Annotated in this window: 14 protein-coding genes; all 14 read right to left on the minus strand. The window is 54.1% G+C overall.

Annotated features, from left to right (window positions below; genetic code table 11):
- Positions 1 to 19: 19 nt before the first annotated feature.
- Positions 20 to 2470, minus strand: coding sequence for an alpha/beta hydrolase (locus ACP7BN_RS25090; RefSeq protein WP_426206516.1), 2451 nt, complete (start codon positions 2468 to 2470; stop codon positions 20 to 22).
- A gap of 9 nt (positions 2471 to 2479) precedes the next feature.
- On the minus strand, positions 2480 to 3922 hold the full coding sequence (locus tag ACP7BN_RS25095) for a TIGR01777 family oxidoreductase (RefSeq protein WP_426206517.1): 1443 nt from the start codon (positions 3920 to 3922) through the stop codon (positions 2480 to 2482).
- Positions 3915 to 4403, minus strand: a complete 489-nt coding sequence (locus tag ACP7BN_RS25100) for a cell division protein (protein ID WP_426206518.1) — start codon at positions 4401 to 4403, stop codon at positions 3915 to 3917. Before ACP7BN_RS25100 ends, ACP7BN_RS25095 begins: the two co-directional genes overlap by 8 nt.
- A 98-nt stretch (positions 4404 to 4501) precedes the next feature.
- Positions 4502 to 4930, minus strand: a complete 429-nt coding sequence (locus tag ACP7BN_RS25105) for a hypothetical protein (RefSeq protein ID WP_426206519.1) — start codon at positions 4928 to 4930, stop codon at positions 4502 to 4504.
- A gap of 173 nt (positions 4931 to 5103) precedes the next feature.
- Positions 5104 to 6153 carry a sel1 repeat family protein gene (locus tag ACP7BN_RS25110; RefSeq protein WP_426206520.1) on the minus strand — a complete coding sequence of 350 codons (1050 nt, stop codon included), beginning with the start codon at positions 6151 to 6153 and terminating at the stop codon, positions 5104 to 5106.
- Positions 6154 to 6174: 21 nt separating this feature from the next.
- A complete protein-coding gene (locus ACP7BN_RS25115; protein WP_426206521.1) occupies positions 6175 to 6636 on the minus strand; it encodes an XAC2610-related protein in 462 nt (153 codons plus the stop codon).
- A gap of 9 nt (positions 6637 to 6645) precedes the next feature.
- Positions 6646 to 7071, minus strand: a complete 426-nt coding sequence (locus ACP7BN_RS25120) for a hypothetical protein (protein WP_426206522.1) — start codon at positions 7069 to 7071, stop codon at positions 6646 to 6648.
- Positions 7072 to 7104: 33 nt separating this feature from the next.
- The gene (locus ACP7BN_RS25125; RefSeq protein ID WP_426206523.1) at positions 7105 to 7632 is read right to left on the minus strand and encodes a hypothetical protein; all 528 of its coding nucleotides are present in this window, start codon (positions 7630 to 7632) and stop codon (positions 7105 to 7107) included.
- 46 nt (positions 7633 to 7678) lie between these two features.
- The gene (locus tag ACP7BN_RS25130) at positions 7679 to 8083 is read right to left on the minus strand and encodes a hypothetical protein (protein WP_426206524.1); all 405 of its coding nucleotides are present in this window, start codon (positions 8081 to 8083) and stop codon (positions 7679 to 7681) included.
- 40 nt (positions 8084 to 8123) lie between these two features.
- Positions 8124 to 8369, minus strand: coding sequence for a lysozyme inhibitor LprI family protein (locus ACP7BN_RS25135; protein WP_426206525.1), 246 nt, complete (start codon positions 8367 to 8369; stop codon positions 8124 to 8126).
- 642 nt (positions 8370 to 9011) lie between these two features.
- Complete coding sequence (locus ACP7BN_RS25140; RefSeq protein ID WP_426206526.1) at positions 9012 to 9557, minus strand: hypothetical protein; 546 nt, start codon at positions 9555 to 9557, stop codon at positions 9012 to 9014.
- Positions 9554 to 12238, minus strand: a complete 2685-nt coding sequence (locus tag ACP7BN_RS25145; RefSeq protein ID WP_426206527.1) for a glycoside hydrolase family 19 protein — start codon at positions 12236 to 12238, stop codon at positions 9554 to 9556. The genes ACP7BN_RS25140 and ACP7BN_RS25145 overlap by 4 nt, the downstream gene beginning before the upstream one ends.
- Complete coding sequence (locus tag ACP7BN_RS25150) at positions 12231 to 12431, minus strand: hypothetical protein (RefSeq protein ID WP_426206528.1); 201 nt, start codon at positions 12429 to 12431, stop codon at positions 12231 to 12233. The genes ACP7BN_RS25145 and ACP7BN_RS25150 overlap by 8 nt, the downstream gene beginning before the upstream one ends.
- Positions 12432 to 12436: 5 nt before the next feature.
- A partial coding sequence (locus ACP7BN_RS25155) for a bacteriophage T4 gp5 trimerisation domain-containing protein (protein ID WP_426206529.1) occupies positions 12437 to 13066 on the minus strand: 630 nt, incomplete at its 5' end.

Raw genomic sequence — 13066 nt, forward strand, 5'->3', positions numbered from 1 at the left:
CCGGGAAATCCTCGAATGTTCACTTCACATCCTTTGCACTGATCAGCTCCAACTCACCATCCCGATACACCACCTCACACCCCACCCAAGCCAAATCAACCTGCGGCATCACCGCCGAGGGCTTGCGCAGTTCGCGCAACAACGTCGAGCCATGCGACAGGCGCCCGCCCATGCGCGCGATGACCGCGCGTGCAGCTTGATAGTGCGCATGTCGCCCCGGATCAAGTGTGTCTTCAAGCAAGATGTCATCCCCAAGAATGCCCCGTACCTGTCCCGGATAAATCATGAATCCGGTAGCTTGTTCGGTGCCTTCCCGGCCGTCCTGCCAGAAGCTGCCGTCGCGGCTGCGGATGTCCGGGTGCGGCGCGAACCAGTGTTCGCGATCGGCCAGCGGCATGGCGTGATGCAGGCGGAAGAAGATGCGCATCAGGTTGTCGCGGTACCACTCGCGCACTTGCAGGTAGTAACCGCGCAGGCCCGGCAAGCCGGATGCGTTGGCGAGGCGGATCGCCCACGACCACTGCGGGAATGCCTGGAGTGGCAGCTCGGAGGCGGCTGGGCGCAGGGTCGCCGGATCGGTCTCCCAGGGCAGGCGATGCGGGCTGTTTTCAAGGTTGTCGTAAGCCGTGGGCGGTCGGCCCAGCCAAGCGCCGCCGCTGCTGGCAAGCGCCGTAGCGATGCACAGATTGCCCTGCACCACGAACACGTAAAACCGGGTGAACCAGTCGGCGAGTTGCTGACCGTCGGCACCCTTGGCGACGAGGTCGGACAGTTCCTGATCGAAGCGTTGCAAGCCGCGTTCAAGGGTCAGCAGATGCCCACGGGCGATGCGCTGCATGCGCAGGAACAGCGGCAGCGAGCGCAGAATCCGCAGCGGTTGCCACGGCAGATGCGGCGTCGCTCCGCCAACTTCGCCGGCATAGTTGCTGGCGCTGATACCCCAGTCGGCGAGCCGTGCGAGAAACAGGTCGTTGTTGATGTAAGACGCGCCGCCGAACACCGCGGTGAACGGCTCGTTGTCCTGCAACACCCGCGCGTCCCAACGCGCCATGATCGCCGGAATGCTCGCGGCAGCGCGGCGCTGGGCGTACTCCACCAGCACGCTGGGTTGCGGCGGCAGGATCTCGGCGATGTTCGCGGCGGTGAGGTGGCGGCGCCAGCCGTAATCGCTGATCGGCCGGTATTGCAGCAGCCAAAGTTGCGTACCGTCCCAGGCCCATTCGACATCGCCGGGCACGTAGTGAAATACGCGCAACACGCTCTGCAAAAAGCGCCACAGCAGGTCTTCGGTCAAACCGTGTGTTGCGACAAACGAGCCACTGCGCCAGGCTTCACCGAGCCGCGACAGGGTCGCCCGCTCGGGACTGACCTGACCATCGGCCAACGACTCCAGATGCCCTTCAACCCATTCCAGTTCAACCGACAGATGCCGCACAAACGCGATGCCGGAAACCTGCGGCGTGATGAAGCGCTGCACCACCACTTCCTCGACGCCTTCGGCTGTCAGCTCGGCGATGCGCGCCGGCACGTTGGCGGTCGGTTCGCGCAGATAGGTCGTGCTTAAACCGGCATTCGCCGAGTCGGCCTGATCTTCGCCGTAACTCGAAGAACGCACAGCCCAAGTCGCGTCGGGCTGACCGGCGAGAAACGCAGGCAAGCGTGGATCGTCGCGATCGTTGATCGACAACGCCGCCGGGACAGGTTGCCCGGCCAGTTCGGCCAGACGCAAACGGCCGCCCTTGGTGTGCGCGACGAACCCGCGCTCGCCCGACTCCAGCCACGCGGCAAATTCGGCCGGCGAGTCGATCCACGGGTAATGACCCCAACCAGGTTTCAGGCTGACGGTCAGATCAGCGCGAGCCAGAATCGCCGACCACGCCGCCGCTTGCTCGATGCCGAGCACGGCGTCCTGATCGCCCCAGACCAGTTCCACAGGATCAGTAATCCACTCCAGCAGCGGCAGCGCGGTGTCGGCGCGCACCAAGTCCCAGTGCGGCACAAACGCGCGGCAGCGGGCATAGCCGGCGCCCATGCGTTGGTACTGCGCGGGCGTCCAGGTCTGGTTGGAAAACTTGCGCGCGAACAGCGTTGGTTTGTTCGAGAGCAGCCAGTGAATGGTTTTGCGAATCGGCAATGGCGACATCAGCGCCGGCAATCGTCGTTGCCACAAAAACGCTCCGACCGGCGCCAGCAAAACGCTGCGGCAGAAGTGTCCGGGCTGACGTTGCAGCGCGTGCAACACCAGCAACGCGTTGACCCCGACCGCCATGATCGCGCTGCCTTTCACAGTCGCCGCCAACAACGCCTGCGCGTAAGCCGCGAGGTCTTCGCAGGGTTCCTGCGGATTGGCGCCGAAGCCCGGCAGTTCCAGCGGCACCACGTCGTAACGCAGAAAGTGTGGCAGCGCGTTATCCCACCAATCGGCAGCGCTGCCGTTGCCGGCCAGCAGGTACATCAACGGCTTGCTCATCGACAATCCTCAGGCCAGATCGCGCAGGGCGGCGTCGAGGGTTGGATAGCGGAACGTGTAACCCGTCGCGCTCAAACGCTGCGGCAGTACGCGCTGACCGTCGAAAAACAGCTGAGCCATTTCCCCTGCCAACGCGCGCACTGGCGCGGCGGGAATGTGGAACCACACCGGGCGCTTGAGGACCTTGCCGGCCTGCTCGGCAAACGCCGCCTGACTGACCGTATCCGGCGCCACCAAGTTGTAAGTTCCGCTCAGACTTTCGTCGTCGAACGCGCGGGCGATCACTTGAATCACATCGTCACGATGCACCCAGCTCATGATCTGCTGACCATCACCCATGCGCCCGCCGAAACCCAGGCGGAATGGAATCAGCAATGGCAACAACGCACCGCCCGGCCCGAACACCACGCCGAGGCGCATCACCACTTGGCGTACACCGAACTGCGTGGCCGGTTGCGCGGCGGTTTCCCATTGCGCGCAGAGCTCGGCCATGAAGCCGTCGCCCTTGTTCGATGTTTCATCGAGATGTTCGCTGGCATCGCGCACGCCGTAGAAACCAATGGCCGACGCCTGAATCCACAGCGCCGGTTTGTGCGTAGCGTTTTTCAGCCAGCTCACCAGCGCTTCGGTGGTGTTGACGCGACTGGCGAGCAGTTGCGCCTGACGCTTGGCACTCCAGCGCGGCCCGGCCACTGGCGCACCGGCGAGGTTGATCACCACGTCGAAGGTTTCGTGGTAACCGAGTTTGCTCAGCGAGCGCACGCAACGCGCGCGACCGTCGAACAGGTACGCGGCTTTCAACGGATCACGCGCCAGCACGCTGACGGTGTGGCCAGCGTCGAGCAATTGATTGACCAGCGCTTCGCCGATAAACCCGGTGCCGCCCGTTACCAGCACGCGCTTGTAGGCGCCGCCGGCAAACGGATTCGACGGCTTGCCCGCGCGCTGCATGCGCAACGCCGCCAGCCCATCGCGAATCCCCGACGCGGTCACGCCTACCGCGAACAGCGTCAACAACCACCCGCGCCAGCCGAAATCCACCGTGCCCAAACCGGTCGGCAAACTCGCCCACTGCGCCAGTTGCACGCCGTACAACGCAAAAAACGCCCCGCCATTCACCGCCAGCACCGTGTGCATAATGCGCTCGATGGCCGGCAGCTTGCGGCTGCGATCCTCAACCACGAAATCCCACAGCGTCAGGCCGATCTCCAGCGCAAACAGCAACGCAATCACAATCGCCCACGTGCCGTGAAACGCCAGATGCGCCATGCCCAAAAACAGCACGCCATAGAAACACGAGCGCAACGCATGGATCGACAACTCCAGCCGCGCGCTGTGGCGATACGGCAACGCCACCGTCAATTCGTGGTGATACAGAGTGTCGAGCGCACCCAGGCACGCTTGGGCAATCAGCAACGCGACCGCCCAATCCAATAGCGAAAAATCAGGCATGGTTCGGCTCACTCAATGCGGTAACGGAAAGGGATTTTTTGCGGTCATGACGCAACAACCAAAACAGCGGCGGCAGCAAAACCAGCAGCGCAAAACAGTCGAACCACAGATGCGACCACACCTGTTTTTGCGCGGAGAGCAACATATCCTGCGGCGCCCACTGCACGATGCCAGCGATCAACCAACCCCAGGCCATCGAAGCCTTCAAGCGATTGCCGATGTGCACCAGCGCGAGCATGTACAGCGAATAACTTTGCAACGTCGCGCCGAACAAACCGAGCCACCAGACCTGCTGCTCACGCGCAGCCACGGGCACTGCATCAGCGGCCCAAAAAACCTGCTCGATCGTGTGCAAATAGCCGTCGAACAACCCGGAATGACCGGCCCAAGTCAGCGCGAAACTGACGAGCAGATGCGACAGCGCAACGGCGTATAGCCATAGCACCAACGCGCGGCGAAGGGATAGAGAAGGGACTGGCATTCCGTGTCCTGAGAGCATTCCTTTGGGGGTGGGGAGTTTAAAGGAAAATGGGGGGGCAGTCGCTCGAAGACAAAACGTTTGGCCGCGTTCAGTGATCGCTATTGCACGGTTTGAGCGTCGATCACGCCGAACAAATTCTTCAACCTGGCAATATCTTCTTCGTAAAAGCCATTACATTGCGTGACGACTACATATTCAGACCCGGTCGCTTTTCCATGGGTACTGCATACAAGTTCAAAACCTTCCCCGCCACCCTGTCGTTCATACACGACATCCCGCGCATCCATCAGTACCCAGCCTGGCATTGCCAGTTTGTTAGTGGCTGATTCGGGCAACTGATCGAAATACATGATTTCCTCAGCATTCGGCAACTTGACGAGCAAGTTGTAGGGCGACGACAAAGCACTCATCCCCAACGTTTTCTTCACTTCGTTGAGGTCATTACCCCGCACGATAAATGTAGAGAGGCGTTCTAAATCACTCTCATAAGTTGGATGATTGCGCGGCGACAGCTTCAAGACTTCCACGGCGCCCTCGTTGAGACAACTGACCACCTCAAGGGTTGACGGGACGTCGTGAAACTCGCAGGTGGATTCTTGAGCAAACACTGTCGGTGATAGAAGTGCCGTGCAGAACGCGAACACCCAAGTGAAACAAGATTGGGGCACGCTCAATAGAACGTCCTCGTACACATTTCTATTCACTGTGTATGACCCGCACCAATGCATACAATTGAGCTGTCCGCGATGACGCCTCGGGCCAACAAACGCTCGACCGCAGCAGGGCCCGACTTATTTTCGGTCTTGTTGGCCTCGCGATAACAGGCCATTGCACGGGGCAGATCAGCAGCGACGACAGTGCCGGTTTCGTAGACGTCACCCAATCGCAGGAGTGCGTGGGTGGAGCCTCGTTGCGCGGCGTTTTCCAATGTCGCCATCGATTTTTGCGGATCGATGCAGGCCTTGTGATCGCCGTACTCACCCTCATCGCAGTAAAACAAGGAGAGGAACACGCCATCGTCGGGATTACTCTGAAATGCCTGATTCATGAGCTCCAGAATCTGTTCATTCGGCAATCGCGGCGCCTGCCCGGAAAGACTGATTCCCGCGGCCGCCACTGCCGCCTGGGCCGAACCTTTGCGGGCACCGTCCACATAGCTGTCCAGCGCTGCTGCGTACAAAGAGACACCGGATTCACCTGATGCCTTGTTGACCAGCCGATCGAACATCACGCCTTTCTTCAACTCGCGCTCACCGGGTGAAGGGCGATCTGTTCGAGCCACGTCATCCATCACCGCTTCGAGCGTCCAGTCTTCAACACTGTTCAGCACCCAGCAGTCGCTGTGCTTGAAGACGAAAATCTTCAAAAAAGCACCCTGCTGGTCACGTACAACCACCCTGTTCGGAAACGTAATCCCGATAGCCAGATTCGACGCAGCAGCACTCTCTGCACTTAGCACGCTCAATTCATCGGCGGGCAAATGCTTGACGCTGCGCACGACAACCTTGGGTATGTTGCCTTCTGCCACGACATGAGTTGCCTTAATCGGCGACTCTGTAAACGCTTTCTGTACCGCCGAGTCCGATGAAAAGATTTTGACGAAGTCAGCGAAGTTGTTAGCCGGGCATTGCTGTCCAGTAGAAGCGAAGGCGCTTGTGCACAGGCCGATGCCCAAAAGTGCGATGGACAGCCACTGGTTCAGCCTGTGTGTTGTCATACCGCAACTCGGTACCGCAAAAAATCGATTCAACAGTGTTCTTCCTTGAGCCATTCAGGTTTTGCGTTCGGTGAATCGGGTGATGCATTGTTCTGGCCCGTTCATACCCCAATAAGTGCTGAGCAACGCCTTACGCTTTTTGTCTACGCGCAGATTGACGAAGCCATCGCCGCAATCGGGCTTAGCCTCTTCGAAACGGTTTGTCTCAGGCTGGTAGATGAACACTCTGAAGTAGGAGTAAGTACCCATACCGTCATCAATCTGCCAGACAGAAAAGTCCTTCATACCGTCGAAATTGAAATCGCCGATCTGCATGTGCAGCGGTTTTTCCGCTTGAAAGACGATTGTTTGCAACTCGCTATGGGCCGCGCTTTTAACCGAGACGTTAAGCGTGGAACCTTCGAGAACCAATGTGGCTTCGACGCCTTTGGTGGGACTAAACGTCGTGGTTTCGGCCCACACCGGCACTGTCCACAGCAGCCCGAGCAGTGATAGCGCCAGAGTTTCGAATGGCATGCGCTCGCCCTACTCCCACTTGCATCCGGACTCCAGTGTCGAGTCGACAAAGGTATTGACCATGAAACTGTATGCCTTGCCGTTGGACTTCTTCGTGTACGACATCGAGACAATCTGCGAGCCTTGAGTCATCAGTTCGTAGGTGCCCGTTACTTTGCCGTAAACCACTTCAGACCAAGTCCGGGTGTGTTGCCAAGGGGCTTCCGGGTCGAGAATTACGCTTTCGGAGTCGGTAAGCACAATGGTAATCGGCTCGCTGGACTTGGCGTACTTGACGAATCCACCTGACCATTTGCTGGATGAGTCGTAGTAGGTACGCAGTTCGAACTTCACCGGGCTGTCCTGTGAAGGTTCGAAGCAAAGTGATTCGGTGGTGATCTCCGCATAAGCCATCAGGGGGAACAGGCTGACCAGTAGAAGAAGGGCTTTTTTCATGTTCATTTCCTTATGAGAGATCAGGGCCCGGGTCTATTCCGATCCCGCTACACACTGTCCATCCTGAAGATCAGGAGCCAGCGCCCGATTTCCCGACAGATACCAACTCGCAAGCGACTGACTCTCGCAATAAGCGTTCTTCTCGGCATCGTAATAAAACGCGACCTTGTGCTTGGCCATCCCGCCCCGGTTGGGGACGAACAACTCCACGGCGAACACGACATCGGGCAAAGCAGTTTTTCTGTCCGACATCAGCGTAGGTGGCCCCTGAAACTTACAGGGCACGCCATCAAAAGGCAGATCCAACTGGCCTCCTTGATACCTGTAAATCGCGCAAATACCATTCGGATCTGCAATCACCACGGCAGCAATCGTTCCACCGCTCCAGCTCACGACACCCTCTGCAATAGAGTGAAAACTCTCTGCGGGCATATGGTTTTCCTTCGTGAGTGCAGCGACCATCGCGGTGGGCATTGTATGGCTTGTACTGATACCGGCTGGCGCTGCGCTTGCGGACAAAGCCCACGAAAATGCCAGGAACAACAGGGGAACGACTTTCACTCTGAATCTCCGATGGCATGGCTGACCGATATGCAATGCACGACCATTACTGCGCCGTACATTCAGGTTCTGCGAGATGTTCTCCATCAACGCTGAATTTGCATAATTCGGTAGTTTCATTCACTCCAACCAACGACATCAGCTTGAAGGTCAACTGCAACTCGGTGTCGGAAAACGTGGCCTTATCCAATGAGACATCGGAGAAGCCGTTGTTAAAACTCTTCCCTTCAATGTCGCAGAACTCTATCGAGTCGCTCGCAATCCCCTGCCCCCCAGGCTTGAGAATCTGAATATTGACACAGGGGCTATCGAATGTTTGGTAGTAACGGACCAGTTTTCCGGAAACTTGAGCGACATCGGCTTTATATATATCGACGACCGGACCTCGTGCGTTGCCTGCAAATGCACAACATGAAAAACACAAAACTGAAAACAGCGACAATCCTTTCAAGACCACCTACTCCATAAACCTGCTGATCAACCGCTTTAGTTCACTGCTTATTCTTGTCCGGAGCCATAGCCAATTGGCGGGCCCGCTCTATCGTCGCGCGGATCAGGCAGGCATTTGACCACTCCCCGAAAACCGATTTAGACGATTTCGGCTCAGGCAGACACTCCGCATCGCGAAACTTCATCCAGGCCCTTTGGGTTTCTCTCAGGCCTTTCTGTGCATTTTCGTCCAACCGTTCCATGCGCTCCCGGTAAACGAGGTTGAGCAGTGCATCCGTATCCGTCACAACCAGATCAAGCGTCCCACTCGACGCAGTTGGCCACTCAACGTCCGCCAACGCCTGCTTGGTTTCGTTGTTCCAATTGTAGAAACCGTTCTCTTCAATTTTCAGCCGAGCAGAGCGTCCATAATGATTGGTCGGATCGCTCGCACTGACTTCAGATTGGTAGACAATTTCCAGATAGATCGGGTCGGTTGAGCGCTGAGGATCATTCAGCAGCGTTTGCCGAACAATGGCCCGTTGTTTTTTGCTCTCGGTTATTTCAATCGAAAAGCATGGGTCCGGGCCGGTCGGTCGACTTCACCCGCGCCAGACAGTCCTTACGAAGAGCCATGGATGGAGCGTCCGGCCCCCATCCTATGTCTACAACCCTCACGAGCAGCCGTACTTCAGGATCTTTGAAAAAATCCGCCTGAAGCACGGTTGCAACCATAGTTCCTTCTGCTTTCACAACCGAAGACAGCAAAGACAAAGCCAAAAAAAGACTAAATCTAAAATTCATAATCACTTGACGCCCACAAAAATCCAACAGCAAATTAGAACTTGTTTGAATCTAAATATACAGAACAGACTTATTTAAACTCCGCACCAAAATCAAAGTTACTGAGCGCAACACAACAAATAAACCTGCCCTTTTTAGCCCTTCTCTCACTTAAAATCTTCGGCGCTTTTGGGGAGCGACTCAATACCTTTTAACGCCATCCGATTAATGACAGAATAGCCACCCCTCTCACAAGATTTTCTAACAGCAAGTTCTCCACTCTTCAGGACGGTTAGAAAACTTCGATACGCTTGTGAAACGAGATACGTATATTTTCCATTATAGAATTTTATTATATTCAAGCTCACACTACCCTCAGATGCATTAACTACATAAAAACGCCCCTTTGGAGGAATTTTACTTTGCGGATACACAAGCTCTATTTTTTCAGGTACACCATACCTATATTGCACATATCCGGAGTTCGGATTGGTATTACCTAACGCACATACGGAAACAATTTTCCCTCCCGAAAGCGGGCAACTGAAATAGATATCCTCCTGTGCATTGCAGAGAGTAATATCCTCCACTTCTGCCTCTAATACTTCTTCTTCTGCAAATGCTGCAGACACAAAAAAACCAAACACAAAAACCACTAACCAAATTTTAAAAAAATTCATTAATGGCACAGCAAAACGCAAGCACCCATTCATTTAAAATATTCTCCTTCCCATATTCTTGTGAAATTTTCCTTTCTTGCAACACGACTATTGGTATTATAATTTACAACATCCGTAATAGAATCTACTGCCGCTTCCGTTGGCCCTGCATCTGCCCTTGTGTGCAAGTTATGGTCTACCCAAAAATAACCTGCCGACCGAACTGCATACTTCATTTGAACTAGCAAATCTGGAGTCTCTATAAAATCGTGATCCTCATTTGGCCACCTGCTTAAATTACTCCGATACCATGTTGTAAAATCTCTATAATTAGCTCGCCCCGTTAACTGCTTCAGACCCCGCCCGCGAAACTTCCAGCCATCACCACTAGCATAGTCTCCATTTCCTAGTTGCACTCGGTTGCCATAGGCTCGATTAGCGACTTCTACATAATCCGCTTGCGTCACCGAAGTCCCATCGGCCTTTATCGGCTTTACAGTTTGATAACCGAGGGCATGTGCCGCGCTAGGGTTATTCGAGAAATACGAGAACGTAGCTATTAGAGAAGTTGCCTTCCATAAGAAGCTTTCTTCCACGCTTAGTGTGGGTCCTGTCTCTTGCATTACCTGTGCAAAAAAATGACTTCTACGCAAAGGAGTATTTAGCTTGAAAAAATCAATATGGGCGTTTAGCTCGTCAGCTATAGCCTGAAGGTCACCATACTTAGAAGACTGTATAAACGGATATACTTTTTTCATCATCTCCAAGGTAAATTCAAACTTTGGCTTCACCTTAATATGTTCAATAAACTCTATCGGATGAAAATGCCAAACAAGTCCATCAGCAGGAACCTCTGCCTTACCAGACAGTTCACTCCAGAACACCAATTTATCTATACGCGTCTGCTCATGAGCGAGCGTCTTTGGTGAACCTTCCAAAATCTGCTGCAGTCTGCCCCACTTTGCCTCGCCGGACGCGTCCTTCCACTCAGTTGGATGAAAGGCGATAAGCTTTGACCAATGAGACCTAAGCTCAGCATTTTGCAGTGCCTTAGGAAAATCCTCAGGTGTAACTTTCCCGTCTGCGTTTCCAAGCCTATCTAAGTCGCTGTATAGGCCTTTAAAAAACTCTGGCATGTCATCTGGATCAAGGAAGCCGTCGGCAACGGCACTCGACTCCTTTACAATCCGAAAACCAAGCTTTTCCCAATCGTGCTGAGAGATAATCTCCGCTTCGCCTTTTGCGATTAGGCCCGTTTTACTTTGGCCATCCTCTTCGACCTTTGGCTCATACCATTCATCTGGATTTTTGAATATTGGAACTTTACTCAGTTCAATGGCATGGTCCGAAACCAACTCCACGACTCCCGTCTGGGGAGGCTTTTTAATCAAAGTTTTATTTGCGGCCAATCGTAAAAACTTCTTCCCGGTTGTCAACCCTGCTGGATTTTTTAAAAACTCTTCCAATTTTTGATCTGTTGTAAAAACCTCAATATGAACCTGGTGCTTGCGAGTTGCCTCACCGCTCTCATCAAGAAGGTTTTCCATCAGGCCTAGGTAACCAATAGGATTTCCTGCCTTGATACCGATACCAGTGATGACGACTTTTTCAAAAGCCTCATCAGCGGGAGTCACTGTATCCCACCGCATCGCTGCCGATGGAGGCTCATTTTCGACGCAAGCCCAAAACGTTGGCGGCACCGCTCCCCCCCCTCCGGGGCCGCCGCTAATTAGCGTGCATTCAGCCATGCGCCTAATCTCTCCAGCGATATTCAGGTTGACAACTTTTTCACTGTCAAAAGTAACAACACTAGTAGCTACCAGTGCTATAGAGCCAACTGGTGGCCCCGCATTTTGCCCATTGGCTTGTATTGCCGGAGCGCTGTATATCGGTAAGGGTTGTGGCCCTACTGTCGCCTTTACTTTGCCGTGCCAATAATTCGGTTTTTCTCGCTGCGGAGGTAAAACTTCGAACCAACTTGGTCCTGCAACGGCGCCACCAGTTGTTGTTCGAGGATAAATCTCGCCATTTTTTTTGTAGGCAAACCAAGCCTCCTGACCCACAGAGCGGCCTGCCACACTTCCCTTAAGAATTTTGCCCTTGGCATAAACCTCAACCGTTCCCTTTTTTTCGAGAATCTCAAACTCTGTGCCCGCAGCAATTGCTCCATAAGTATGACAACCCGGTTCACCCTTAGCGTCGCTACGCGCAGTAAAACCACCGGCGATCATTTTGATCCTTTGATTAGGCACTTCTTCAGATGACAATGGATACCGATCAAACGGTAGTAAATGCATGTACAAACTGTAGAATGTCAGCCTGTTCTGTTTACCTTTATTCGCGCCTTCTTCGGCATTTGGAGGTGAATGATATTCGTGACGCACCAAACAGAAAGAATTAGTGTACTTCAGAGACTTAGAGCCCTCGCCTTCACCGAAAGTTGAAGTCAAGTAATCCTTGCTCAAGCGATAAGCGACGACTTCACCATCAGCAATACAGCGAACAGGCTCCTGAAGTACACATTGAGGCGCACTTAGGTCACTAATATGAATTCCACCATGCCAGAACTTGTTACTTCCTAGTAGATAGTGCCCTGACTTCTCACTTCTGATAGCCTGATAAACCTCTTCGGCATCTTTAAATTGCTTCCCATCAGACTTTCTTATGGGAAACTCAAACTTAATCGTCGGAACAACTATTTCCGGAGTTGTGTTTTGGGTCGAAGAGTCAGTCATTATTTGCGTCCTGCAAGCCTACAGTTGAGTTCTTTGACTCAAGCCATTCCTGTTTGGCGAGCATCAAATTTGATGACTTCGCCGTTAAAGTTGTCATTTTCAATTGCACTTTTGCTCGACCAAAAAGCATGCTAACTGGTGCATTGGAAGCTGGCATCTCTGTAATCACTTTTTTCTTAAAAGCATGATTCATGTCTTTTACTCAGAAAACACAAAAAAAGCCTTCGGTTTAACCTTCTCAGGCGGCGCATTCAACAACGCCTGATCCATCAAACTCCCCGCCTTATCCTTATCCGCCGCCCCCGGCAGCACTGGCGGTTTAATCCCGATCCCGGTGCCGTTACCCGCCGAGCCACCCGCATTAATCTTCACCACCGGCCCAACAACAGTCACACCGCCGCCATCCAGCTTGATAAAGCTCCCCCCACCCAAGATCGTCAGCTCTGTCCCAGCCTCGATAACAATCTTGTCCCCAGCCTTGAGGTGGATCTCTTTCCCCACGCTGGTCAGTTGCGCTGTCCCAAGCTTCACATGCTGGTTCTGCCCAACCGTGAGGTGGTCATCCGAGCGTGCTTCGATCTTGCGGTCGGAAATCGTGGTGCGGTGTTCTTCAGCCTTGAGCTCGGTGTAGGTGTTCTTGATTACCGTGTCGTGACGTTCGTTACCCACCCGAATCTTCTGGTCGTGCTCGATGTTTTCATCCCAATCACGCTGGGCGTGGATGTAGATTTGTTCGGCGCCTTTTTTGTCTTCGATGCGCAGTTCGTTGTAGCCGCCGCCACCCGGTGAGCTGAGGGTTTTGAAGACGCTGCGGGTTTTGTTCGCTGG

The sequence above is a fragment of the Pseudomonas sp. TWP3-1 genome, assembly GCF_049896625.1.
Taxonomy (GTDB): domain Bacteria; phylum Pseudomonadota; class Gammaproteobacteria; order Pseudomonadales; family Pseudomonadaceae; genus Aquipseudomonas.

Bases quoted from the DNA above. Each gene is read 5' to 3' on its own strand.
- ACP7BN_RS25090 (WP_426206516.1), bottom strand. From the start codon at position 2,470: ATGAGCAAGCCGTTGATGTACCTGCTGGCCGGCAACGGCAGCGCTGCC.
- ACP7BN_RS25095 (WP_426206517.1), bottom strand. From the start codon at position 3,922: ATGCCTGATTTTTCGCTATTGGATTGGGCGGTCGCGTTGCTGATTGCC.
- ACP7BN_RS25100 (WP_426206518.1), bottom strand. From the start codon at position 4,403: ATGCCAGTCCCTTCTCTATCCCTTCGCCGCGCGTTGGTGCTATGGCTA.
- ACP7BN_RS25115 (WP_426206521.1), bottom strand. From the start codon at position 6,636: ATGCCATTCGAAACTCTGGCGCTATCACTGCTCGGGCTGCTGTGGACA.
- ACP7BN_RS25120 (WP_426206522.1), bottom strand. From the start codon at position 7,071: ATGAAAAAAGCCCTTCTTCTACTGGTCAGCCTGTTCCCCCTGATGGCT.
- ACP7BN_RS25140 (WP_426206526.1), bottom strand. From the start codon at position 9,557: ATGAATGGGTGCTTGCGTTTTGCTGTGCCATTAATGAATTTTTTTAAA.
- ACP7BN_RS25145 (WP_426206527.1), bottom strand. From the start codon at position 12,238: ATGACTGACTCTTCGACCCAAAACACAACTCCGGAAATAGTTGTTCCG.
- ACP7BN_RS25150 (WP_426206528.1), bottom strand. From the start codon at position 12,431: ATGAATCATGCTTTTAAGAAAAAAGTGATTACAGAGATGCCAGCTTCC.